Annotated in this window: 19 protein-coding genes, 2 pseudogenes and 1 riboswitch; of the genes and pseudogenes, 14 read left to right on the top strand and 7 right to left on the bottom strand. The window is 38.2% G+C overall.

Features of this window, described 5'->3' with window-relative positions; translation table 11 throughout:
• Position 1: 1 nt before the first annotated feature.
• The 6 genes from NXX38_RS20395 to NXX38_RS20370 all read right to left on the bottom strand — a co-directional run bounded on the left by NXX38_RS20395 (position 2) and on the right by NXX38_RS20370 (position 6,529).
• A complete protein-coding gene (locus tag NXX38_RS20395) occupies positions 2-775 on the bottom strand; it encodes a thiazole synthase (RefSeq protein WP_004295706.1) in 774 nt (257 codons plus the stop codon).
• A 121-nt stretch (positions 776-896) separates the two neighbouring features.
• Positions 897-1,553, bottom strand: a complete 657-nt coding sequence (locus NXX38_RS20390; RefSeq protein ID WP_195649600.1) for a thiamine phosphate synthase — start codon at positions 1,551-1,553, stop codon at positions 897-899.
• A gap of 4 nt (positions 1,554-1,557) precedes the next feature.
• Positions 1,558-1,758 (bottom strand): sulfur carrier protein ThiS, encoded by a 201-nt coding sequence (gene thiS, locus NXX38_RS20385; RefSeq protein ID WP_148366972.1) that lies wholly within the window; start codon positions 1,756-1,758, stop codon positions 1,558-1,560.
• Positions 1,759-1,819: 61 nt separating this feature from the next.
• A riboswitch (TPP riboswitch) is annotated at positions 1,820-1,913 on the bottom strand.
• Positions 1,914-1,968: 55 nt separating this feature from the next.
• Positions 1,969-3,948 (bottom strand): HAMP domain-containing sensor histidine kinase, encoded by a 1,980-nt coding sequence (locus tag NXX38_RS20380; RefSeq protein ID WP_258980880.1) that lies wholly within the window; start codon positions 3,946-3,948, stop codon positions 1,969-1,971.
• Between the two features lie 148 nt (positions 3,949-4,096).
• On the bottom strand, positions 4,097-4,714 hold the full coding sequence (locus NXX38_RS20375; protein ID WP_148366970.1) for a superoxide dismutase: 618 nt from the start codon (positions 4,712-4,714) through the stop codon (positions 4,097-4,099).
• 75 nt (positions 4,715-4,789) lie between these two features.
• A complete protein-coding gene (locus NXX38_RS20370; protein ID WP_258980878.1) occupies positions 4,790-6,529 on the bottom strand; it encodes an RHS repeat domain-containing protein in 1,740 nt (579 codons plus the stop codon).
• 146 nt (positions 6,530-6,675) lie between these two features.
• Between NXX38_RS20370 and NXX38_RS20365 the strand changes: the two genes are divergently transcribed.
• Positions 6,676-8,988 (top strand): ATP-dependent helicase, encoded by a 2,313-nt coding sequence (locus tag NXX38_RS20365; RefSeq protein ID WP_195649598.1) that lies wholly within the window; start codon positions 6,676-6,678, stop codon positions 8,986-8,988.
• A 25-nt stretch (positions 8,989-9,013) separates the two neighbouring features.
• Positions 9,014-9,706 (top strand): glycine zipper family protein, encoded by a 693-nt coding sequence (locus NXX38_RS20360; RefSeq protein ID WP_148366967.1) that lies wholly within the window; start codon positions 9,014-9,016, stop codon positions 9,704-9,706.
• A 105-nt stretch (positions 9,707-9,811) separates the two neighbouring features.
• Here the strand turns inward: NXX38_RS20360 and NXX38_RS20355 are convergent, their stop codons facing one another.
• Positions 9,812-11,053: an ATP-binding protein gene (locus NXX38_RS20355; protein ID WP_195649597.1), complete on the bottom strand. Its 1,242-nt coding sequence runs from the start codon at positions 11,051-11,053 to the stop codon at positions 9,812-9,814.
• A 248-nt stretch (positions 11,054-11,301) separates the two neighbouring features.
• Here NXX38_RS20355 and NXX38_RS20350 point away from each other — a divergent pair.
• From NXX38_RS20350 to lepB, 12 genes and pseudogenes are all read left to right on the top strand, one after another.
• Positions 11,302-12,869: pseudogene (locus NXX38_RS20350) on the top strand (ATP-binding protein).
• Positions 12,870-13,762: 893 nt separating this feature from the next.
• The gene (locus NXX38_RS20345; protein ID WP_195649596.1) at positions 13,763-14,824 is read left to right on the top strand and encodes a helix-turn-helix domain-containing protein; all 1,062 of its coding nucleotides are present in this window, start codon (positions 13,763-13,765) and stop codon (positions 14,822-14,824) included.
• 174 nt (positions 14,825-14,998) lie between these two features.
• Positions 14,999-15,229 (top strand): NVEALA domain-containing protein, encoded by a 231-nt coding sequence (locus tag NXX38_RS20340; RefSeq protein ID WP_195649595.1) that lies wholly within the window; start codon positions 14,999-15,001, stop codon positions 15,227-15,229.
• On the top strand, positions 15,198-16,283 hold the full coding sequence (locus NXX38_RS20335; RefSeq protein WP_258980872.1) for a TolB-like 6-bladed beta-propeller domain-containing protein: 1,086 nt from the start codon (positions 15,198-15,200) through the stop codon (positions 16,281-16,283). The genes NXX38_RS20340 and NXX38_RS20335 overlap by 32 nt, the downstream gene beginning before the upstream one ends.
• A 201-nt stretch (positions 16,284-16,484) precedes the next feature.
• Positions 16,485-16,748 (top strand): NVEALA domain-containing protein, encoded by a 264-nt coding sequence (locus NXX38_RS20330; protein WP_195649593.1) that lies wholly within the window; start codon positions 16,485-16,487, stop codon positions 16,746-16,748.
• A 77-nt stretch (positions 16,749-16,825) separates the two neighbouring features.
• Positions 16,826-17,266 carry a hypothetical protein gene (locus NXX38_RS20325; protein ID WP_258980863.1) on the top strand — a complete coding sequence of 147 codons (441 nt, stop codon included), beginning with the start codon at positions 16,826-16,828 and terminating at the stop codon, positions 17,264-17,266.
• A 210-nt stretch (positions 17,267-17,476) separates the two neighbouring features.
• On the top strand, positions 17,477-17,827 hold the full coding sequence (locus NXX38_RS20320) for a hypothetical protein (protein ID WP_258980862.1): 351 nt from the start codon (positions 17,477-17,479) through the stop codon (positions 17,825-17,827).
• Positions 17,824-18,828, top strand: coding sequence for a hypothetical protein (locus tag NXX38_RS20315; RefSeq protein WP_195649592.1), 1,005 nt, complete (start codon positions 17,824-17,826; stop codon positions 18,826-18,828). The genes NXX38_RS20320 and NXX38_RS20315 overlap by 4 nt, the downstream gene beginning before the upstream one ends.
• 42 nt (positions 18,829-18,870) lie before the next feature.
• On the top strand, positions 18,871-19,707 hold the full coding sequence (locus NXX38_RS20310; protein ID WP_258980859.1) for a DUF1573 domain-containing protein: 837 nt from the start codon (positions 18,871-18,873) through the stop codon (positions 19,705-19,707).
• A gap of 51 nt (positions 19,708-19,758) precedes the next feature.
• Positions 19,759-21,714 carry a transglutaminase domain-containing protein gene (locus tag NXX38_RS20305; protein WP_409012886.1) on the top strand — a complete coding sequence of 652 codons (1,956 nt, stop codon included), beginning with the start codon at positions 19,759-19,761 and terminating at the stop codon, positions 21,712-21,714.
• A pseudogene (locus tag NXX38_RS20300) lies at positions 21,705-23,584 on the top strand (glutaminase domain-containing protein). Before NXX38_RS20305 ends, NXX38_RS20300 begins: the two are co-directional and overlap by 10 nt.
• Positions 23,581-24,456: a signal peptidase I gene (gene lepB, locus NXX38_RS20295; RefSeq protein WP_195649588.1), complete on the top strand. Its 876-nt coding sequence runs from the start codon at positions 23,581-23,583 to the stop codon at positions 24,454-24,456. Before NXX38_RS20300 ends, lepB begins: the two are co-directional and overlap by 4 nt.
• The last annotated feature ends 20 nt before the right edge of the window (positions 24,457-24,476 follow it).

Raw genomic sequence — 24,476 nt, 5'->3', positions numbered from 1 at the left:
TTTAATCAAGAAAAGCCGTTAGAGGTGAACTTGCTTCTGCCACGAAGTCTACGGCTTGTAATCCTAATCCTGCTTCGTAAGCCTGTCTTCCGGCTTCTGTAGCCGCTTTGAATGCTTTTGCCATTTCTACCGGATTTCCGGCAACGGCTATTGCAGTATTTACTAATACAGCGGAAGCTCCCAGTTCCATTGCTTCGGCAGCATGACTGGGTGCACCGATACCCGCATCTACGACCACCGGGATACCTGCCTGTTCGATTATGATTTGCAGGAATTCTTTGGTCTGCAATCCTTTATTAGTACCGATTGGTGCACCGAGTGGCATAACGGTAGCTGCGCCCGCCTCTTCCAGACGTTTGCAGAGTACGGGGTCAGCCTGACAATAAGGCAACACGATAAAACCTAGTTTTACCAGTTCTTCCGTAGCTTTCAGTGTCTCGATAGAGTCAGGGAGCAGATAACGCGGGTCCGGGTGAATTTCCAGTTTCAACCAGTTTGTTCCAAAGGCTTCGCGAGCCAACTGTGCGGCAAAAACAGCCTCTTCTGCATTACGTACACCGGAAGTATTGGGCAATAGCTGAATATTCGGATGGATAATATGTTTCAGCATGTCATCCTCTTTGTTGTCCATGTCGATTCGTTTCATGGCAACAGTAACCATTTCCGTGCCTGAAGCCAGAATAGCTTGTTCCATTACTTCATTGGAATTGAATTTTCCTGTTCCCAGGAAAAGACGGGAGTTAAATTCGCGTCCCGCAATTACTAACTTTTCCATTTTATGTATTTTAGTTGATTATTTAAATGCTAATTTATGAGTTCACCACAGAGGACGCAGAGGACACGGAGGTCTGATGATTTCTTATTCATTATGGAGTTACACAGAGTATATGTGTTTATCATTCTGTTTTAGGAAAGAACGAAAAACTCTGTGTACTCTGTGGTGAATCAATGATTCTACGTGTCTCTTCTACCGGATTGTCCGCTCCGAGAATGGTTCCCGACAGGGCTATCCCGTTGACTCCTGTATGAAGTATGGCAGGGATATCCTCATAAGTGATTCCTCCAATCGCTACTACGGGGATTTCGATATTCGCCTTTTTCATCTGTGAAAGGATGGAGGAATAACCTTCCAATCCCAGTACAGGGCTTAAATTCTTTTTAGTGGTGGTAAACCGGAAAGGACCGATGCCGAGATAATCGGCTCCGGCACGGTAGTGCTGTACGACATCTTCGAATGTATTTGCGGTGCCGCCGATAATGAAGGCTTCTCCAAGTATCTGGCGAGCTTGGTCGATAGGCATATCTTTTTTACCCAGATGCACACCGTCCACTTCCAGCTTTTGCGCCAGTTCGACGTGGTCGTCCAGAATCAAGATCGCTTCGTGTTCTTTGCAGAGCGGTTTCAGTTGCAAGGCTACTGCCTCCACTTCTTCGGGAGAAGCGTCTTTCATGCGTAGCTGGATCCATTTGCACCCTCCTTCGAGTGCCATACGTGCCGATTCGAGGTACGAATACCGTTCGGTCTGATGCGTGATAAATTGTAGACTGACCATTCCCTTATCCTCCGCAAGCAGCTTTGATAATCACCAGGTTGTCGTTCTCATGCAATATGAAACCTTCCCATTCGGTACGGGGAATCATTTTGTTGTTTACGGCGATAGCAATGCCTTGAACAGGAAGTTCGAGCTGTGCTGTCAGTTGTGTAAGGGTAGAATCAGGAATAATTTCCACCTCTTTGTTGTTCACTTGTACTTTCATTGTCCTATCAGAATAAATAAATTGAAAGTAAATACAAAGAGCGTGCTTGAATGGAAAGGCGATAACGAAGAAACACAATCCCTACGTCAGTACTAACTGCATCAGGTTCCTAGGGTATAATCTCAGCCCCTCGAGGGGCACCCCTTTGTCTTTACAGGGGCAAAGTAAGCGAAAAAGAAACAGAAAAACACTAAATCATCCGATTTTTTTTCATTTTTCTGTTGATTTTTGTTTTTTGATGGGATGGGAAAAGATAAACCGGGCACCATTCTTATAGCTTTTGTCAATCCAGATATCACCTCCCATATATTGGATGGTCAGTTTGCAGATGGCCAGTCCCAATCCCGTACCCTGCATGAATTCATTCAGCTTTTCGAAACGTTGGAATACGAGTTCCTGCTTGTCTTCGGGGATTCCTGTGCCGGTATCAGTCACGGAGAACAGCATACATTGCTTTTCCTCATCCACTTTATAATCCAGCGTGATACTTCCTCCGGCGGGAGTGAATTTCAGAGCATTATTCAGTAGATTGATAATAATCTGTTGCAGGCGTAACGGGTCTGTGTAGAGCTTATAGGGTTCTTTAGGCATTTGAAGTTTGATGTCTACATCCATTGTCTTGTTCCGGTTGGTCAGGGTAATCATATTCTGGCAATGGTTCACCAGCTCACACCATTCATAATTGAATTGCAGTTTCCCTGATTCCAGACGTGATATATCCAGTACGTCACTAATCAATTGTAGCAGTAAATTAGAATTGGTCTGGACAATATCTGCGTATTCTTTCAGTTCCTTATTTTGCTCAACAGAGCCGATAATCAGGCTGGAGAAACCGACAATGGCATTTAAAGGTGTCCGTATCTCGTGGCTCATATTCGAAACAAAGGCACTTTTCAACTGATTGGCTTCTTCGGCACGTTCCTTGGCGTCACGTAATTCAACTTCAGACTCTTCCAGCTTCTTTTTATCTTCCCGTAATTGTTTCGTCGTTTTTTCAAGGTGGTTCTTCAGGATTCTAGTCCGGTAATAGTAATACAAGGAAATCATCAGGCTTCCTACTAATACGAGAAATATGATCAGGATGAACTGCACTTCTGTCTTGTAAGCTACAAAGAACGGGATGGGCTGATTGATGACCATTGAGTTGACAGGTAACTTCTTGTCTTCAAATCCCCATTCTTTTAGTTTCTTCGCATCAAATTTATATCTGTTGGGCAAGATATTGATACTGCTGATATCAGTTTCCTTCTGGTCTAAAAAACGGTAAGCATATTCTCCCATGCTTTTTCCCACTCCTTCATATTGCGGGACATATCCTCCGATAGCCCAGTAACCAATGGCAGTGGAAGTCATACTGAACACAGGCAGGAGAGGATTGGCTTTGGAGAAAGCATAAACAGAGTTGCTCATGTAGGTGATACCCCGGCTGTCGATTCTCCAGATGCCAAGTAACATTGCCGTGTTTCTGGGAAGATTGCGCAATTGATTGACAGCCATATCAAGTGTATGGATGCGACCGTCGATGTAAGTGATAGATAACTGCGGGAAATGCTGCAGGTTTTTCTTGAACCATGCCAGTTCGGCAAGTCCGTTGTATGTATTATCCGATACAAATACCAGATGCTCGGTATCCGGATAGAAATCCTGTATCATTTCTATGTCTTTGCTGATATTGTATTCGTATGAATTACAGTATTTTACATTATATTCTTTCATTCGTTCCGTTAAGTCGATACTTACTGGATTATAGTCTCGGATATCGATCGAATCCTCCGGAATACGGATTCCGTTGCGTGATGCCATTGCGCAAAAAACAGGAAGCTGCTTGTATTTTTCATCTTCAAGATGGAGGAAACTGCTCCATGCTTCCCCACCCAGAAGAATCACTAATTTAGCTTTCGGATGCTTATCCAGAATATCGGTTAATGTTTTTTTCCATTGGTGTGCCTGCGTTAAGTCTGTTGCATTCATGTTTTCTACGATGGTCGAGTATTTTCCTCCCAATCGGGTGTAAGTTTCTATAAATGTACTGATGTTGTCGTAGGTATATTTAGTATCCGAATTATAAGAGGTGATGAACAGAATTTCTCCCGCAGATTCTTCTGTGGTGGAAGCATTGCAAAAAAGGGGGAAGAAAAGGATTGCAATGGAGACGATAAATCGTATTTTTTTTCTTTTATATAGTATCATAATTGTTTGTTATGTTGGATTATTAGTTGCAAAAATACAACTAATGCGTCTGATATACAATAAAAGTCAGTTTTTTTAATCTGTAAAAAGGTCGCTGTGAAATACACAACGACCTTTTCATAAGTATAGTTTAGTCTATGAAATCCGATTACATTCTTTTTTCAACCACATCCCAGTCGATGATATCCCACAGGGCGTTAACATGGTCGGCACGGCGGTTTTGGTAATCCAGATAATAAGAGTGTTCCCAAACGTCAAATCCGAGAAGCGGTTTCAAACCGGCGCGTACTGGGTTGCTTCCGTTCACTTCTTTAGTGATTTTCAGTTTACCGTCTTTATCTACGGATAGCCAGGCCCATCCTGAACCGAACAATCCGACTGCTGCTGCATTGAATTCTTTCTTGAAGTTTTCAAAGCTGCCGAAGTCACGTTTGATGGCTTCTCCCAGTTTGCCGGTTGGCTCCTTTTTCGAAGGTTTCGGGGCAAATTGCAGGAAGTACAGATTGTGATTCAATACTTGTCCGGCGTTATTGAAAATAGCTCCATCCGGTGCGGCTGCAACGATTTCTTCTACCGTTTTACCTTCATATTCTGTACCGGGCACGAGGCTATTCAGATTATTTACATACGTTTGTAGATGTTTTCCGTAATGGAAATCTATTGTTTGCTGACTGATTACAGGTTCCAATGCATTGTTTGCATAAGGAAGTTTAGGCATTTCGTAAGTCATGGTCATCATAATTAAAGACATTAATATAGTATTCATAATGTTACAAGTTTTAATCGGCTTGTTATACTATAATAACAGAAGCCCTCTGCAAAATGTTCACACTATCTTGCTTTATTTATAAATGTACTGTATACGTTCCACATCTTTCGGATGATCACGGTTGGTACGGCAGGTCCATTGGCCCGTATTGTCATATTCATAATAAGAATTACTATCGATCCGGTTTCCGTATTTATCGTACAGGCAGATCAGGCATCCGGATGTTTTCTGGTTATTGCCCAAAATCCGTTGGTAGACGATCTGTGTCAGATAGCCGTATTTATCGTATTCATAAGCATCTTTTTGTGATATAATCTGATCCGGAGAGTTGGCGAAAAGCAAATTTTGATGTTGCGATGAAATCAATCTGCCCTTATCATCATATTTGTTTGCGGTGTACGCCTGAAGTTCTCCATTCTTATTATACTCTTTGGTTTCGGTCAATAACCCCTGTTTATCATAGGAACTTATGATAACTCTTCCGTCTGTATACTTGAGTGAATCACTCTCGATACTTCCATCCGTACCGATACGGCGTGTCCGCCGGTAGAGGTCCGTTTTGGTTTTCGGATTCGTTTGCACTTCAAAGATGCAGTGGCCTTGCGGATCGTATAATCTGTTCGTTTGTATTTCATTGCTTGGCTGACCGTTTTTTATGGTAAGCGACAGGGTGGAAATGAGCTGTCCCTTATCGTCATACGAATAAGTGGTCGATATATTTCCTGTACTGTCATTTTCCGCAGACTTTATCAATCGTCCTCCATTATAGTATTTCACAGAGGTAGGGGTGGATACGATTGTTTGTAGGATAAACGGTGTCCGTAGTGCATTGGCCTGGTCACGAAATTCCTTGTACCTGTGTGTGCAAAGAAAATCCTGCAGCATGCTCAATGATTCGGAACTGACAATGGCAGCTTTTAAAAGCTCGAAATCAGCCTTTTCACTAAGATATTCAAGATCATCCAGATGAGTACGCGCAGTGGAAGTCAGGTAAGGTGATTGCTTATACTCGTCAATGATCTGCCGGATGGCTGTCGCATTTCCTTTTTCCCGGAGGCTGTCGATCCCTTGAAACAGAAAATCGTCGTATAGCGTGCGAACTTCCGGAAGGAATGGACGCGTATCTTTATCAGTGAAAAATTTCTGCATATCAGCGTTATCAAAGAATGCCTTGAAATTCTCCGATGTCGGATTACTCTTTACGATCCGGTAAAGCCGTTTGTTTTCCGCAGCGTTGATTTGAGAGATAAATTTGCCGTTCGGATATTCCGTGATGTACGTTTGATAAATATTCTGCGTGGGTGTTTTCAGCATACCTTCCAGTAAGGCCATTTCACGGATGTCCCGTACCTTTTGTAAAATGGCGGAGTCTGCCGGATAACCGCTTGACTGGATGCTGTCCATCAATGTCTTGCTAAAAGGAATCTGGTCTTTCGAAGCCTCCAGAACAGAGATGACAGCTTGTTCCGCTTTGTCTTGCACGTTGGAAAGTTGTATCTTCTCTTCTTCGCAGATATTCGGGAAATAGGCTTTCGCAGCCTTTTCATAGCATCCGAAATAATTGGCGGCGGCTTGTTCGCTTTGCTCGTTCCATAATTCGTTGAGCACATCCAATAATGCCAGTTCTTCGGCGTAATAGCTTTGAGTCTCGGTGTCTATCTTATCACGGTTCTTCTGCCATTTGTCGGCGTCATTATCGTTCAGATACCTTAGCAGCTTTTCCAGGCGGCTCTGCTTTTGTGCCATTGCCTGTGGGATGCAGGCAACCAGAAACAAACTCAAAATAATCGATAAAAATATACTTCTTTTCATTGCTTTTTGGTGTTAGGTTAAAATAGTTAGTGATGAAAATTCATAAAAATACCTTCATTCTCGAATGAATATTATACTTTTGTATTGAGAACAAATTTGAGTGCCAAGGGTTTGTTAAAAATCCACATAGTTTTTATAATGCTGTTATGAATACCAATTATATAGAGGAATTAAACGAGAGTCAGTGTGCAGCAGTGACTTATAATGACGGTCCTTCACTGGTGATAGCCGGTGCCGGTTCGGGAAAAACGCGTGTATTGACTTATAAAATCGCTTACTTGCTGGAGCAGGAGAACGGGTATAATCCATGGAATATCCTTGCATTAACCTTTACCAATAAGGCTGCACGTGAGATGAAAGAGCGTATTGCCCGTCAGGTCGGTATGGAACGGGCACGTTATTTGTGGATGGGAACTTTCCATTCCATCTTCTCACGGATTCTTCGTGCCGAAGCACAATATATCGGTTTTACTTCCCAGTTCACCATCTATGATACGGCTGATAGTAAGAGTCTGCTTCGCTCCATCATCAAGGAGATGGGATTGGACGAGAAAACGTATAAGCCGGGAGTAGTGCAAGCACGCATCTCCAATGCCAAGAACCATCTGGTTACTCCCACGGGGTATGCTGCCAATAAAGAGGCCTACGAAGGAGATATGGCCGCCAAGATGCCTGCTATCCGTGATATCTATACCCGTTATTGGGACAGATGTCGTCAGGCAGGTGCAATGGATTTCGATGATTTACTGGTGTACACCTATATTTTATTCCGTGACTTTCCGGAAGTGTTGGCACGCTACCGGGATCAGTTCCGTTATGTGCTGGTAGATGAGTATCAGGATACGAATTATGCGCAGCATAGCATTGTCCTGCAACTGACTAAAGAAAATCAACGGGTCTGTGTAGTGGGAGACGATGCGCAAAGTATCTATTCTTTCCGTGGGGCGGATATTGACAATATTCTCTATTTTACAAAAATCTACCCCAATACGAAAGTCTTTAAACTGGAGCAGAATTACCGTTCCACGCAAACCATTGTTTGTGCTGCCAACAGCCTGATTGAGAAGAATGAACGTCAGATACGGAAAGCCGTGTTTTCAGAGAAAGAAAAGGGGGAACCTATCGGTGTGTTTCAGGCATATAGCGATGTGGAAGAGGGTGATATTGTAGCTAATAAGATTGCAGAACTGCGTCGGGAGTATCGCTACGGATATGCTGATTTTGCTATCCTGTATCGTACGAATGCACAAAGCCGTATTTTTGAAGAGGCTCTTCGGAAACGAAGTATACCTTATAAGATTTACGGAGGACTTTCGTTCTACCAGCGAAAAGAGATAAAAGATGTGATTGCTTATTTCCGTTTGGTAGTGAATCCGAATGATGAAGAAGCATTCAAGCGAATCATTAATTATCCGGCGCGTGGCATTGGAGATACGACGGTCGGGAAGATTATATCGGCGGCTACCGATCATGGTGTAAGTCTTTGGGCGGCACTCTGCGAGCCATTAACTTATGGGTTGGATATAAATAAAGGAACGCATGCGAAACTGCAAGGCTTTCGTGAATTGATAGAAAGTTTCATTGTCGATCAGGCGGATAAGAACGCTTATGAAATGGGAACGAATATCATCCGTCAGTCCGGCATTATCAATGATGTCTGTCAGGACACATCCCCCGAGAATCTAAGCCGTAAGGAAAATATAGAAGAGTTGGTGAATGGTATCAACGACTTCTGCGCTTTGCGGCAGGAGGAGGGTAACCCGAATGTGTCTCTTACCGATTTCCTTTCGGAGATTGCATTGCTTACCGATCAGGATTCCGATAAGGCGGATGATGGAGAAAAGATAACGTTGATGACAGTCCATTCGGCTAAAGGATTGGAGTTTAAGAATGTATTTGTGGTCGGTCTGGAAGAAAACCTGTTTCCCAGTGGGATGGTAGGAGATTCTCCCCGGGCACTGGAAGAAGAACGTCGTTTGTTCTATGTAGCAATTACTCGTGCGGAGGAACATTGTTATCTGTCTTTTGCCAAAACCCGTTTCCGTTATGGAAAGATGGAATTTGGAAGCCCCAGTCGTTTCTTGCGTGATATCGATGTTCATTACTTGCAACTGCCGCATGAGGCAGGAGTGAGCCGTGCTGTCGATGAAGGTGCGGGACGTTTCCGCGCTTCCTTACAGCAACGTCCGAAAGCACAGATCATTGCTCCCAGCGTACCGAGGAATTTGAAGAAAGTTAGTACTGTTAGCCCAAGTAACGGTGCACAGGCAACCTCTTCCACTTCGGCATCGGTAGCAGGAGTACAGGCCGGACAGATGATAGAGCACGAACGTTTCGGATTGGGTGAAGTGATTAAAGTAGAAGGAACGGGAGACAATGCGAAAGCAACTATTCATTTTAAAAATGCGGGAGACAAACAACTATTATTACGTTTCGCTCGTTTTAAAGTGGTAGAATAAATAATAACACTAAATAGAGAGACTCATGAAGAAACAACTAACAGTAATTTTGCTTTCCGCTTTGATTTTGAGTGGATGTGCGTCGGGGCGTATGGGAAATCCGGGAGCTATCATGGCAGGTGCTTCTATCGGAGGTAGTCTGGGAGGTTCGATAGGTGGACTTATCGGAGATAATAATCGTGGTTGGAGAGGCGGTTACCGTGGTTCTGCTATTGGGAATATTGTGGGAACCATTGCCGGTGCGGCTATTGGAAACGCGTTGACGGCGCCAAGACAAGAGCAAATAGAGGAAGATGCGTATATTCCTGAAGTGAGGGAAGTCCGTGTGCAAAAATATAAGAAGCAGCCACAGGTGCAACAGCCTATTTCTCAACTGAAGTTGCGCAAGATCCGTTTTATAGATGATAATCGCAGTCATGTGATTGATGCGGGAGAAAATAGCAAGATAATCTTTGAGATTATGAATGAAGGGAGAAATCCAGTTTATAATGTAGTTCCTGTGGTAGAAACGGTGGGGAAGGTGAAGCATCTCGGCATTTCTCCTTCCGTGATGGTGGAGGAAATTCTTCCGGGTGAAGGCATCCGTTATACCGCTTCCATTCATGCAGGTGAAAAATTGAAAGACGGTGAAGTGACATTCCGTGTCGCAGTGGCGGACGAGAATGGAGTGATTTGTGATTCGCAAGAATTTACTCTGCCTACACAGCGCGGAAACTAGAAATAACAGCCCGGAATATCCGGTTCAAACATAGTGACGGTATATGCCTGGAATAGTGACGCTATCCTAAGCATATACCGTCACTATGTTGGTGGGATAGCGTCACTATTTTAATAGCCATCTCCATATAGGAATTATATGTATTGTTTTGTTGCCGATAGTTATTTCCTCGGTTTCGTCATCAGTCAAAATTATTCCTTCGGTGAGATTATAGGTATTGAGTGCGGAAATTAATCCATTTATTTTACGCTGCCTTGTTTTTTCATCTTTCATCGAACGGGTGACTTGGCAGGCAGATACAATATGTCCGTTTTCACGCATAATGAAGTCGCACTCTATTCCGTCATTATGATAATAGATATCTTTTCCCTGGCGCTTTATTTCTATAAATACCAAATTCTCAAGTAATTGCCCGATGTTGTCGGTCGCATTGAATCCCACTTTGCCAATAATGGCATTATCTATGAAATACACTTTCTTTTGGTTGTTCATCTGTTTTTTTACAGACCAGTCGAACTTCATTACCTGAAATAGCAGATAAGTATTTTCAAGATATTCCAGATAGTTTTTGACTGTTTCCGTATGTTTGATACCTATCGTTTTTGCTAACGAACTGTACGAGAAACGTTTCGTAGCATTGCTGGCTAAGTAATAAACCATTTCCAGCAATTCTCTTTCACCATTTAGTTTGTTTCGAGTGACAATGTCTTTATAAATAATATTCTCATAAAGAGTGGATAGGTAATTGTTGTTCCGGTCTTTTATATAACGGGGAAAACCGCCAGTTTTCAAGTATTCGTCGAAGTGTTTTTTTAGCATACTTTTTCCGGTAGTAGTATAAAAGTCCTTTTGTTGCGGATATGCTTCCTTCATTTTTAGAAATTCGGGAAATGAGAAAGGGTATAGTTCAATTTGGCAATAACGTCCGGTGAGGTGTGTGCCTAATTCTCTACTTAGCATATTGGCATTAGAGCCTGTAACAAATACCTTACATCCACTGTCATGCAACCTTCTTACAAATCTTTCCCAACCGGGAATATTCTGTATTTCATCAAAATAAAATGTTTTTTGTTCTCCAAACAATTCGATGAAAGCTTCATATAAGGTTTGAAAATCATCGACTTTGAAGTTGATAAGCCGCTCATCATCAAAATTCATGTAAAAGTCTTGTTCTGACTGTTGCGAACGTATTTGCTGTAAAAGAACAGATTTTCCGCATCTTCTTATACCAGATATGACTAGCACTTCGGGATTGTTTACACAACTCATGTCAATATCCCTTTCTATCATTTGGGATATGTCTTTTTCACGCTGGTCGAATATGATATGCTTTAATAATTCTTTCATGATAACTGGGCTTTTGATTGCAAAGATATAAAACTTCTCATTATAAACGAATATAAAATGCTAAAATTGCTCATTGTGAATGAGTGAAAAGTGATAATACTTCTCGTTGATAATGAATGATAGATAGCAACTTTCATTTTCAATACAACAATGATACGGTTAGAAATAACAAATTCAGTCTCTATCTGTGTAAGATACGCGTAAAAACATTATCTTTGTTCATGTTTCAACTAATGCATTAGGTTTATATGAAAGAGATATTCAGAAGATATCCTATCGGGATACAGAATTTTGAGCAGTTACGTAATATGAATTGTGTATATATTGATAAAACCGCATTGGTTTATCAATTAGTCCATACTGATACTGTGTATTTTCTTAGCCGTCCCCGCCGCTTTGGAAAAAGTCTTCTAGTCTCTACTCTAGAAGCTTATTTCTCCGGAAAAAAGATTTATTTAAAGGACTGGCAATAGAACAGTTGGAACAGGAATGGACTGTCTATCCTGTGTTGCATATTGATTTCAGCAGAACAAAATATACCACTATCGAAGATTTGCAAGAGCAATTGAATCTTTATCTAAGCGAATGGGAGAGGACTTATGGGAAAAATGAAGAAGAAACGAGCTATGCAGCCCGTTTAACCGGTTTGCTTCAACGAATTTATCAACAGACAGGAAAGCAGGTTGTCGTATTGATTGACGAATATGATGCACCTTTATTGGATAGTAATAGTGACTCTGCTTTACAAGGACAATTGCGAACTGAAATGCGGAAGTTCTTCAGTCCTCTTAAAGCACAAGGGCAATATCTTCGTTTCTTGTTTTTGACAGGAATCAGCAAGTTCAGTCAGATGAGTATATTTAGTGAGCTGAATAACTTGCAGAATATCAGCATGAGCGATGATTATAGTGCTATTTGTGGTATTACAGAGCAAGAGTTGCTAAGTCAGATGCAACCGGATATTGAGAGGATAGCTCAAGCGAATAATGAAACCTATGAAGAAGCTTGTCGGCATTTGAAACGGCAGTATGACGGTTATCATTTCAGCAAGAATTGTGAAGATATTTACAATCCGTTCAGCCTTTTCAATGCATTTTCGCAAAAAGATTATAAGAGCTTTTGGTTCTCTACCGGCACGCCTACTTTCTTGATTGAAATGTTACAGCGAATGGACTTCAGTCTTAATCTATTGGAAAAGATGGAAGTGAAAGACGAAGATTTTGATAAAGCGACAGAGGTTATTACCGATCCGATTCCTGTGCTTTATCAGAGTGGCTATTTGACTATTAAAGGATATGAACCTCTCTTTCGTACATATACATTAGGTTATCCCAACGAAGAAGTTAAAATAGGCTTTATTGAGACGTTGATCCCTTTCTATCTCAATCAACCGACACGAGAAAGTAACTTTTATGTAGTCTCTTTTGTAAGAGACCTGATGAAAGGTGATATTGAGCAGTGTCTTCTTCGTACTCGTTCTTTCTTTTCATCTATACCTTATGATTTGGAGAACAATCAGGAGAAACATTATCAGACTATTTTCTATTTATTATTCCGTTTAATGGGTCAATATGTAGATGTAGAAGTAAAGAATGCCATTGGCAGGGCTGACGTGGTAATAAAGATGTCCGATGCAATTTATGTATTTGAATTTAAGGTAGATGGAACTCCCGAAGAAGCATTGGCTCAAATTAATAGTAAGCAATATGCTATTCCTTACGAGATAGATCATCACAAGGTTGTCAAGGTCGGAGTGAATTTTGATAGTACAACACGGACTTTGGGAAAGTGGGTGATAGAGCATGAAATAAGGTAACAAGAAAGGAGACGAACCTATGCCGAGTAATTATATTCGTTTCGATTGGGCTATGGAAGCGTTTATTACGCAATAAAGCCTATTTTGTAGTTCTTGAAGGCTTTCGTGGTATTTGTAAGTTACTGTTTTGTCCATAGAGGAAATAAAGAGGCTGCAATCAATTGCTTCTATCATATAATTGTTAATATCCTATATCATGTCTAAGATGTGATATAGGATTTTTTATATACGGAAATATTAGAATAAGAACATTCATAAAAATGGGATACTTTATGCGTTTCTTCTGTTTGAATTTGGAGCCAAGATATGATGTGCAAGTAAATATGCGAATGATGAAGGATTACAAAGATTCATAATGCTTCTGTTTGTATGTTGTCATGGTAACCATTGTTTGAAATAAATGACTAATCGTGGATATTTGTTTGTAAATTCGTCTTTTTATGGTATTTTGCTATATATGTTTTTGATAAAATAAAGTTTGAAATAGCAAGAAATATGTCAGTTATATTGAGTCATCCCGATGAACATCTCATTGGTCGGTGAGAAAAGAGTCGTTCCTCACCGATCAACGATACGTTCCTTTTAAAGGATTAGAGCTCGTTTAGTGGAGAATAGTTCGTTTTTTATCCCTTAATTATGCATTTATTAGTATGCAATTGTATATTCTTGCATTAATTTATACATTTATTTCTCTTTTTTACTTCAGTTTTTGATTTGAAATAAAAGTGGAGAATCTTAAAAATAGAACAGATTTCTCACGATGACTAATAAAGTTCATATTTCATTCTCTAGTGAAAAATTGCAAGAGTCTTGTTTATTCATTGTATGGATATTACTTGTCTTGTTTAAATAATGTTATCTTTGTGCTTGAAAAGGATATAAAATGAAATACGATGAGAACTAAAAATATTATTCTGTTAGCTATTATTGCTTGTATTGGTGGAGTTGCATTTTTTTTTGCTTGCAAGTACATTTATGAATCTAAGTTATCCACCCTTAAAGAGGAGGCGAAAGAAGCTTTTATTAAGGCATTTAATCAGGAACTGAAAAGTCGGAATGTGGAAAGGGAAGGTCCTTTGATGCTTACTCTTCCGGATGTATCAAATGTGGGATTTACAGAATTACCGGATTCGGTAATCTATGCAGATTCTACAGGTGTATATAAGTTAAAGTTAGATAAGGCAAAACATTACAATAATATAGCGACAGATACTAGTGTTCGTTTGCTGCATAGCATTGCTTTTAAAGAACATCCCATTCAGCCGGATTCATTAAATCTTATTTGGAAGAAGTATTTAAACGAATCGGGTATCTTAATGGAAGCAGCATTATGTGTTTCCGTTGTAGATAGGTTTGGTGATGTGACATCGGTATCTACCTCTTATAGTGAATGGCGTAAGTTCTCAAATTTAGTGTTTATTGTTTCTATAGGCTATGCTTGTGAAATAGAGGTAATGGCTTATCTTCATTATTCCGTATGGAATATAATATACATGGAAATTATTTGGGGTTTATTGATATACATTGTTTGTATATATATGATTTATAAATTTATTTTATTTGTTCAAAATAAAATATTTTCTATGAGAAAGAAAGAAGTTATAGAAAAGCCTATTATAAAAATAGTGAAAGAAATGAATGATAGTTCTTCTATACGTTCTTATAAATTACATGAAGGTTTTATATTTCATGCAGATCAAAAAGTAATAGAGTTTAATGGGCGACAAAAGTATTTGCAGCCACAGCCTAGTAAGCTATTGGAGCTTTTTCTTAGAATGGAAGAAACAGGATATGTTTTAAAAAATAGTGATATTAGTGAGAATCTGTGGTCTGATGGAAGTGCTACAAATGATCGAATTCATAAAGCGGTAGCACGTTTGCGTTCTAACATAAAAGAGTTAGATTCTTCTATTGATATAGAAAAATGTGTAGATGGGTATCAATTGGTTCTATAATCTAAAATTCTTTTAATAGCTATAAACCTCGATGAAATGGCAATTTTTAGATAATTGTAATGTCCCTTTAGATTATAATTTATAGTAGGTCAGAAATGGTCAGCCACATTTTATAGCTTCTTTTTGTCAGTTTACTACCTTTGTTCACATATTAATCTTATTACAAAAAACAATATGAGAAAACTGGTATTATTCTTATTTTTATGTATAATGGTGTATTTAACAGTAAAACGTCCAGTTAATCACCACGTTTCATTCAATACATTACTCAATTATAATATAGAGGCTTTAGCTGCGGGTGAAGGTACAAATATGTATAAATGTTTGGGATCAGGATCTGTAGATTGTCCGATAGCTCATGCTAAGGTTAAATATGTTTTTGGAGGATATAGCCTTGAAGAGTGATATTAAGTATCTGTTTTTTTTTTTTTTTTTTCTGATTTCTTGTAGTAAGAAACATAAAGAATATGCGGACAATGTATTTGCTTATTCTGAATTTCCACAAGAAAAAGAGCTAAAAGGAGAAGTAATAGAGCTTGATACAGCCTTGTTTCGTTATCCTTTTCGGATACGGATAGAAGGGGATAAAGCCATTGTGATGGATTTACATGGTCTTGATCATTATGGACACTTATTTCAATATCCTGGTTTTCAGTATTTATCTTCTTTTGGAAAGCGTGGTGATTCACCAACAGAAATGTTATCAATGGAAAACTTTCGTTTACAAAATTATGGAGTTTGGACATTGGATGCCAATAAAAGTGAATTAACTAGGTTAGACTTTTCTTCATCCGGTGATTCACTGCTTCGTGACGAAGCGGTAACATTGGATGAAGATATACTTCGGCCACTTGATTTTGCTATATATAATGATACAACATTTATTATTCCTGACTATTCCGGTGAAAATCGTTTATGTCGAGTTAACTGTAATGGGAAGCTTATAGATAAGATGGGGATTATTCCGACTATTGATGAAAAAGCATTGAAAAATGCTCGTCCAGCGTTAGCCCAAGCATGGAGGAGTTTCCTTGACTACAATCCTAATAACGGAATATTGGCGACAGTCACTCAATTGGGAGAGGTTGTTGAGGTCTATAATTTGAAAGATAATATCCATGTTATTCGTATAGGTGAGCATGGTGAACCTGAATTTAAAATATCAGATGGATATGGTATACCAACGGGTATTATGGGATTTAGTGATGTACAAGTAACAGATAGTGCCATTTATGCAGTATTTCATGGAACGTCTTTTAAGGAAATAGCAAGACAAAGCGGAAGGCTTTCTGATGGAGGAAAATATATTTATGTATTTAGTTTGAAAGGAGAACCGTTATGTAAATATGTACTTGACCATTATATATATGGTATTTGGGTGGACGAAGCTACTAAAACGATAATGGCGACAGATGTAAATAGTGATCAGCCAATACTAAAGTTTGCTTTGGTTGAATGAGAGAATTAACATGATTAAAGGAGCAGAATGATGAGTTTGTCCATCTTGCCGGATTTGCTTACATATCATCTGCTCCTAAACCTTTAAAAAAGATTCCGATGCAAACATAAGAATAAAAAGTTAATGTAGCAAACTATTGCTGTTCTGTTGAAATGATAGATACAGAAGAAAAACGAAAAGTACAAATTAAAAAACTACAAAATGAAAAAGAAAATAATGGGGCTTATAGCTGTTGTTGCTATTGCCGCTATTGCGGGATACAATATGCTTACTTCACCAAATGATGTGAAGCTGTCTGGTTTAGCTATGGTAAATATGGAGGCGTTAGCTCAAGGCGAATCTTCAGGAGGAAATTGTGAACCTTCATCTAGTAGAGAATGCTGTGTATGTAATGGTATTCACTATACTTATCAGGCATCTGTTAATAGAAGTTGTGATACAAAAAGTGGCTGTAGTCACTGGTAATAATTGAGTTGAATTAAGCTACCTTAAAAGAAAATCATCAGTATTTATCTAGTAAGGTAGCTTTTATAATTAATACTATGTGTAAAAATATAATTATAATAGCTAGTATTGCGGTCTTTATATTTAGTTCTTGTTCTTCTAATAGAACAGATGTGCAAAGACTATCTTTGAAATCGCAAGTCTTAAATGATGAAATATTTACCATGATGCCGGGCGATTTACTTTTGGCTGATGACTATTTAGTTTGGTCCGATCCATTTGCTCGAGACTGTTTTTTGCATGTGCATAGTGCATTAACTGGTGAAGAATTAGGAGTAATGGGAAAAGTAGGAGAAGGTCCTAAAGAATTTATTACGCCTATGACTAATAGATATTGTGTAGATAATAAACTTTTTGCTATAGATGCAAATGGGAAGACAGTTGGTTATTTATCTATTGATAGTCTGATAAATGGACAGGAACCATTTTGCGAATTGTCGGATAAAGAGAAAGAAATGAAGATGGAAAAAAGTAGATAAGGACCTATATATAAAATATACAGAAAATGGTTCGGAAAATTATTTTCGAACAATAATAAATGGGCAAGAATCATCGTGGGGTGTTTATCCTATCCCTGAAATTAAGGAACATATTGGTATTTATGAATCTTATGATCCAATTGAAGGATTGTTTCTGATTTCGTCTTTCAAGTTTCCATATTTGGCTTTGTATAAAAAAAAATTCTACTTTTGTTTTACAATGGGAACGGAAAGTTAATAAAGAAAAAGAATTATACTATTGCAGATGATAGAGTTATATTTGATAGAAAAATAGTTGGAGCGTATGATGTATGTATGAGTAAGGATTATATAATTACTTTAGAACGGGATCGTGAGAAAGAGCCCGTAGACGAATCTACGGTTGGTCGCAATATAAGTAAGTGTCCTCATACACTGTTTTTGTATGATTACAATGGTAACTTGTTGAAAATAGTGGATATAGGAATGCCTGCAATTAGAATAGTAGCTAATAGAAAAAGTAATACTTTATATGCAATAGGAGTTGATCCTGATTATGTGTTGGCTAAATATGAATTATGAGAATTAGATTGTTGACCATAGTGATTTGGGGAGGGATTTGTTTGGTGGGCTGTATTCCATCTTCATCTACAGTGCCACTTGTATACAATAACATCTTTTCCAAAGATACTATTGTTACTTTAGAAAAACTACCGATGTATCCTGCTCAATTTAATCCTCGGTGTATCTTGTTTAATAATGAGAGAATTTTAGTACGTACTTCAACTTTGGATAATGCTGTCTATTCTGTATTTTCTTATCCCAAAATGAAACATCTGTCATATTTTGGTGAACAATCTGAGTTTATTGTCCCTTTGGAGCAGTTTAATGATGAATTTTATTTAGTTCATAATGATTCATTATATTTTTATAAATGGGTTGAAGGTGATTCATTGAAGTTGTTTTCAACTTCTTTCTTTAATAATATAATGGGACAACAAATGTTAGGAGTTGCTAAGCTAAATGATAATTTGTATGCTTATTCTGACAATTGTTTTGATAAAGGAATGAACGAATTTTTTATGATAAATTTATCTCGAAAACAAAAAGAACCTAAAGGCATATATCCAGATACACATGTAAATTTTAGTTCTATCAGTGATTTTAAATCAGCTTATGCTCATGAAATTATAGCAAAGCCTGATGGGAGTCGTTTATTGGTGTTTTATTATAGGACACGGCGTTGTCGTATTTATAACCAAAACGGTGTGTTATTTCGTGACATTTTGTTGAATTACGAACCTTGTCAGACTATTATTGATACTGACATAAAGAGACGATTCTTGCATATAAGAGATGCATATGTTACTAATAATATGATTTATTTGTTGTGTCCGGATACAAAGGAAGTAAACTCACCTTCCAGTTTACTAGTCGCAAATTGGGATGGAGAATTTAAAGCTATATATCATTTAGGGCAAACTATATCTTATTTTTTTATAGATGAGTTATTGAATTGCTTTTATGGTGTAGACTCTAATGATCCCTATCATTTTTATAAGTTAAAATTAAGTAAGAATTGATTATGAAATATTTTGTGTATATAATTTTTTCTTTCCATTTGTATGTTCTCTTGTCAAGATGAAAAGAGTATACATGCTGAAAAAATATTAAAGAAATGGATAGATAAAGAGATTATTTTTCCTGAAAATCTTAATTTTAGTATTCAAGGAAGTGAAAGGGCTTCGAATTTTACTATACGTGATAGTGAATTTAAGATAATAGCATATGTAGACTCTATGGGATGTACCAGTTGTAAGTTACATTTATCTGAATGGAACAATTATATTAATAATATTGATTCTATTTATCCTAATAAAGTTCAGTTTTTATTTTTCTTTTTTCCAAAAAATGGACGTGATATATATCTTACCTTAAGAGTGGAAAGATTCGTATATCCAATTTGTATTGATACATTAGATGTCTTAAATAAAATAAACCACTTTCCTTCTGATATGCAATACCAAACTTTTTTATTAGATAAAAATAATAAAGTTATGGCAATTGGTAATCCGATGCAGAATCCGCGTATTAAAGAACTTTATTGGAATATAATCTCAGGTAGACAAGACTCATCTATGTTGGATAATCAACCGCTAACTACAGTTTCACTTTCTTCGTCTCAAATAGAAATGGGTAATTTTTCTTGGGAGCAGAAGCAAGAAGTAGAATTCGAAATCTGCAATACTGGAAAAATCCCATTAGTAATTAATGATGTGATTACATCTTGTGGTTGTATTACTGCAAAATACGTTAAGAAACCACTTAACCCTCATGAAACATCAAAGGTGAAAATAATTTATAAATCAGAGTGCCCGGAACGTTTTGATAAGACTATTACAGTTTATTGTAATGCATCTAATGCACCATTACGAGTGAAAGTTACTGGAAATGCTCATTAAAAATGTATGAACAGGAATTTTAAATATACTTTAGTTATTGTACTTGTTATCATGTTAATTGGAAAAGTAATAATAAACTCTCTTAGAAAAGAGTATGTTACTTCTTTGGAAACAGTATTACAAGTGGCTGGTGAAAATAGAAAAGAATTAGAAAAGGTGCTTCATTATTATCGAATAAATTTGGCAGACAGCCTAAAATATAAAGCAGCTTGTTTCCTTATAGAAAATATTCCTTTTTATACTTATTCCGATAGTGAACAATTTGAAAATTATAAATCTTACTATACATGGCTGAAGAAAAGTAAAGGAAAAACTCCGCAACAAGTAGCTGATTCTATTAAGAAGATATATGGTCCTATGAAGGAGCCCAGCAAGAAACGAGATATTATGGAAATAGATTCTGCCTACCTATGCCATAATATTGACTGGGCATTTAAGGTTTGGCAGGAACAACCTTGGGGAAAGAATATCTCATTTGAAATGTTTTGTGAGTACTTATTGCCTTACCGAATAGGTGATGAACCATTAACTTATTGGCGTGAAATGTATTATGACAAATATAATTCGTTACTGGATTCATTACGTATGTCTGATTCATTGGATATTGAAGACCCGGTGGTTGCCGCTAATTATCTAATAAGTAAATTGCCTGATAAGAGCTATTATTATACTTCTGTAACGCCCTATCCATTTGGACATATAGGGCCGGAATATGTACAATACTTATCCGGTACATGTAGGGAAGTGACCGATTTTGCTGTGTATCTATTCCGTGCTTTGGGCATTCCTTGTGCCATAGATTTTGTTCCTGTACGAAGTTACATAAATGCCGGGCATTTTTGGTTGACAACATGGAATAAGGATGGAGAGGAATATATGACTGATTTCCCGCAAAAATTGCGACCTGTACGGAAGAACTGGTGGTATCGGTGGGATGACAGTTCCAAAGTGTATAGATATACTTTTAGTGTGAATAGAGACCTGTATGAGCAAATGGCAAAGTATGGTGAAGAAGTATATCCTTTTTGGCGTTTGCCGAAATTTACAGACGTAACTTATGGATATGGCTATAATTTTAAGAAAGAATTGGTTATCCCTTTAGAAAAACAGTATAAAACGAAACGGAGCGGGAAAATGGCTTATCTATGTGTCAGTGACAGGGATCGTTGGACTCCTGTTGACTGGACTGCATATGATGCGGGGCATTTGGCATTTCAGTATGTACGGAATGGTTCGTTTATGAGAGTGGCTACTTATGAGGATGGAACATTATGCTTTCTGACCGATCCTTTTTATGTTGATAAACAGAGTAATGAGAACTGTTATTATCCTGCAGGAAAGGGGAAGGAAGATGTAGTATTATATGCCAAGTGTGATATTGGGAGAGAAAATATGTTCAGAGACCGGATGATAGGCGGTGTTTTTGAAGGGAGCAACCATCCTGATTTTTTTGAAAAAGACACTTTGTTCATAATACAGGGCAGACCTAATCGTTTGAATACAACTGTAAAGAGTTGGTCTGATAAAAAATATCGTTATCTAAGATATTTTGGTCCACCCAGAAGCGCATGTAATATTTCAGAAGTCGCTTTTTATGAGAAGAATGATACTGTTGCTCTGTCAGGGAAAGTGATAGGGACTCCCGGATGCTATCAACATGACGGAACGCATGAATATACCAATGTGTTTGACGGGAAAACATGGACTTCTTTCGACTATTTTAAGCCTACCGGAGGATGGGCAGGACTTGATTTAGGCAGAAAAGTCTGCGTAGACCGTATTGTCTATACTCCGCGCAATAGGGATAATTATGTTCGTCCTGATGATGTATATGAGTTATTTTATTGTGACCGGGATTGGAAGTCTGCCGGAAAAATAAAAGCAACTGCCGATTCACTGGTATTTCGGGATATTCCCGTAAATACACTGTTACTTCTGAGAAATCATACGCGCGGACTGGACGAGAGAATCTTTATTTATGAAAACGGAACTCAGCTATGGAAATAAGAACTCATATCAGGCTTGTCGTGGCATGGAGAATAATTATAATCTCGGGTATTATTTCTCTAATATATGCTTGTTCTTATTCGGATAAGAAGATTTCGCATCTTTCCGGTATTGCTCCTTCTGAACATACATTATTGGCGATTACTCCCGATGTTAGTATCAAAGTAATAGGTGATTCGCTAAATAAAAGTTATCCGCAGTTGAGAACCGGGAAAGTATTCCCGATAACAGGTCTTTTGCGTGTAGACGGTAAAGCTTATCGTTTCATGGGAGACGATTCTTTGCGTATATCTCCTTTAGCTCCTCTTTCAGAGGATACTATCGGATGGATGGGGAAATATTCTTTTTTGTATCCGGGAAAAGGATGGGAATTGAGAGAATATGATGATTCTTTGTGGAATGAAGGTAACGGAGCTTTTGGTCCGACAAAGGGATATTATTATCCGGCTCATACTCTGTGGGGAGCGGAAAATTTTTATGTTCGCAGGCATATCAAGGTGGACAATAAAGATGTTTTGAAGAATCATAAGGTGTATGCCCGTTATGTATGTGACGATCAAATAAAGCTTTTTTGTAATGGGGGATTTCTGTTAGAGAATGGATTTACGCATCGAACGAAATGTCAACGCTTGACTGATGAAGCTGTTAGTCAAATAGTTGATGGAGATAATGTTCTGGCTGCATACTGTCGTAATACGGGTGGTGCCGGCTTGTTGGATTTTGGCTTGTATATAGAAAATAAAACATATGCTGATGCAGAACCGGCAACTTTGAAAGAAATGGAAGTGCAAGCTACGCAGACTCAATTTATTTTCCAATGTGGAGATGTGGAACTTCAGATTGACTTTGTTTCCCCTTCCTTATCGGAAAAGTGGAATATGACAGGATGGCCTGTCGGTTTTCTGACCTATCAGGTTCGTACGAAAAGCGAAAAGGAACATACGGTGGAAGTTTTGTTCGACGTGGACACTGAATGGATGTTTGGCAAAAGGAAAATTGATAGTTGGGTCGATAAGGATTGGTGTTTTGTGAAGTCCGACAGTTTGTATTTGGCTATGGCAGCAGATGAAACAACCTTTTCGTGTGAAGATAATCATATCATTCTATCTCAAAAATTGTGTGCGGGAAATGAAAATAGGGGGTATTGCTTCTCGGATATGAAGAAGGGAAAACTTTCCAGTATAGTGGTGAGAGTTTACGCCCACTTTGGAATAAGGATGGAACAAGAGAAATAAAAGAATTGATGATGTCTGTAGGAAACAGGTATCAGGAGTTGAAAGCAGAATGTAATAAATTGGATTATCGGTGGAATATCAAGGCGTTTCAAGCAGGGAATAAAGCTTTTGCCGAACAAATGCTTCCTGCTTATCGTAATTTTATATCCTCTCATAGGTTTGTGTTATCCTCGGATAATAAGCTTTTTTGTTTTGGTGATACTTTGAGTAATGTCAGAGAAGCTTATGAAAATTTTCCAACGTTGTTGTTTTTTAACTGTACTGACTGGATGAAAGGCTTGTTGAATCCAATATTTGCATATTGTGAAGATATTTATTGGGTGAAGAAGTATCCACCTTACGATATAGGTTTGTATCCTATTGCTAGTAAACAAGTAAAATTGGAAGACTGTGCTGTAGAAGCGGCGTCTAATATGTTGATGATGACAACTGCTATTGTAGAAGCGGAACAGGATTTCGGTTACGCTGATATGCATTGGAAACAGTTGTGCTTGTGGGCGGATTATTTGCAGGAAAGAATGAAGAAAATGACTTTTCCATCTGTTGGATTATTGGATAATGATGACGAACGTGTGAAATGTGTGTTAGGACTGATGGCTTATCACAAATTGGTTCAATTAAAGGGAAACTTATGAGTAAAGTAAAGAGAATTTGGGCGATACTGGAGAATTTAGCATTCTTCATATTCTGTATGGTAGTAGTTCTATTCTTGATGCAACTGTTCTGCTTTACTTCATTCAGGATACCTTCGGATTCTATGGAACCGGCGTTGAAGGATGGCGACCGGATATTAGTTAATAAGATGATAAAGGGGGCTCGTTTGTTCGATGTGTTTGCAGCTTTGAATAATGAGGATGTTGTTATTCACCGAACGCCCGGATTTGGGAATTTCAAGAGAAATGATATACTGGTTTTTAATTTCCCATATCAAATGAATCGTTGGGATAGTGTACGGATGGATGTAATGCAATATTATGTAAAGCGTTGTATTGCTTTGCCGGGAGATACATTAGAGATTCGGGGAGGATTTTATAAAATACGTGGTTGTGATGAACAGTTGGGAAACTATAAGGCTCAACAATATCTCGCTGGATTACAGTATCCGAAACAGCATGGCATTGTAGTAGGTACATTTCCGTATGACAAACAAATTGGATGGACTATTTGTGAGTTCGGACCTTTGCCGATTCCCAAGAAAGGTCAGATAGTAATGATGAACCGTACGAATTGCCTTTTGTACAGGCAGTTGATAGGTTGGGAACAGAAGAAGAAACTACGTATAAAAGACGGACAGATAGTATTGGGGGACAGCGTGATTATCCAGTATCGCTTTAAAAAGAACTATTATTTTGTTTCCGGTGATAATATGGCAAATTCACAAGATTCAAGATACTGGGGGATGTTGCCTGAAGAATATATTGTAGGTAAGGCTACCCGTATTTGGTATTCGGAAGATAAATTTACGGAGAAACCCCGTTGGGACAGAATTATGAAGAAAATCAAATAAAGAACGAAAATAAAGTTGGA

Source organism: Bacteroides sp. BFG-637 (assembly GCF_024793605.1).
Taxonomy (GTDB): domain Bacteria; phylum Bacteroidota; class Bacteroidia; order Bacteroidales; family Bacteroidaceae; genus Bacteroides; species Bacteroides vicugnae.
The sequence above is the reverse complement of the archived record's forward strand: the minus strand, read 5'-3'. Positions and strand labels throughout refer to the sequence as shown.

What these genes read in the sequence shown, in the direction of transcription:
- NXX38_RS20365 (WP_195649598.1), top strand. Translation starts at nt 6,676, where the DNA reads ATGAATACCAATTATATAGAGGAATTAAACGAGAGTCAGTGTGCAGCA.
- NXX38_RS20340 (WP_195649595.1), top strand. Translation starts at nt 14,999, where the DNA reads ATGAGAAAACTGGTATTATTCTTATTTTTATGTATAATGGTGTATTTA.
- NXX38_RS20375 (WP_148366970.1), bottom strand. Translation starts at nt 4,714, where the DNA reads ATGAATACTATATTAATGTCTTTAATTATGATGACCATGACTTACGAA.
- NXX38_RS20395 (WP_004295706.1), bottom strand. Translation starts at nt 775, where the DNA reads ATGGAAAAGTTAGTAATTGCGGGACGCGAATTTAACTCCCGTCTTTTC.
- NXX38_RS20315 (WP_195649592.1), top strand. Translation starts at nt 17,824, where the DNA reads ATGAGAATTAGATTGTTGACCATAGTGATTTGGGGAGGGATTTGTTTG.
- NXX38_RS20305 (WP_409012886.1), top strand. Translation starts at nt 19,759, where the DNA reads ATGTTAATTGGAAAAGTAATAATAAACTCTCTTAGAAAAGAGTATGTT.
- NXX38_RS20355 (WP_195649597.1), bottom strand. Translation starts at nt 11,053, where the DNA reads ATGAAAGAATTATTAAAGCATATCATATTCGACCAGCGTGAAAAAGAC.
- NXX38_RS20325 (WP_258980863.1), top strand. Translation starts at nt 16,826, where the DNA reads ATGTGTAAAAATATAATTATAATAGCTAGTATTGCGGTCTTTATATTT.
- NXX38_RS20330 (WP_195649593.1), top strand. Translation starts at nt 16,485, where the DNA reads ATGAAAAAGAAAATAATGGGGCTTATAGCTGTTGTTGCTATTGCCGCT.
- lepB (WP_195649588.1), top strand. Translation starts at nt 23,581, where the DNA reads ATGAGTAAAGTAAAGAGAATTTGGGCGATACTGGAGAATTTAGCATTC.
- thiS (WP_148366972.1), bottom strand. Translation starts at nt 1,758, where the DNA reads ATGAAAGTACAAGTGAACAACAAAGAGGTGGAAATTATTCCTGATTCT.
- NXX38_RS20370 (WP_258980878.1), bottom strand. Translation starts at nt 6,529, where the DNA reads ATGAAAAGAAGTATATTTTTATCGATTATTTTGAGTTTGTTTCTGGTT.
- NXX38_RS20380 (WP_258980880.1), bottom strand. Translation starts at nt 3,948, where the DNA reads ATGATACTATATAAAAGAAAAAAAATACGATTTATCGTCTCCATTGCA.
- NXX38_RS20345 (WP_195649596.1), top strand. Translation starts at nt 13,763, where the DNA reads ATGAGAACTAAAAATATTATTCTGTTAGCTATTATTGCTTGTATTGGT.
- NXX38_RS20335 (WP_258980872.1), top strand. Translation starts at nt 15,198, where the DNA reads ATGTTTTTGGAGGATATAGCCTTGAAGAGTGATATTAAGTATCTGTTT.
- NXX38_RS20390 (WP_195649600.1), bottom strand. Translation starts at nt 1,553, where the DNA reads ATGGTCAGTCTACAATTTATCACGCATCAGACCGAACGGTATTCGTAC.
- NXX38_RS20360 (WP_148366967.1), top strand. Translation starts at nt 9,014, where the DNA reads ATGAAGAAACAACTAACAGTAATTTTGCTTTCCGCTTTGATTTTGAGT.
- NXX38_RS20310 (WP_258980859.1), top strand. Translation starts at nt 18,871, where the DNA reads ATGTTCTCTTGTCAAGATGAAAAGAGTATACATGCTGAAAAAATATTA.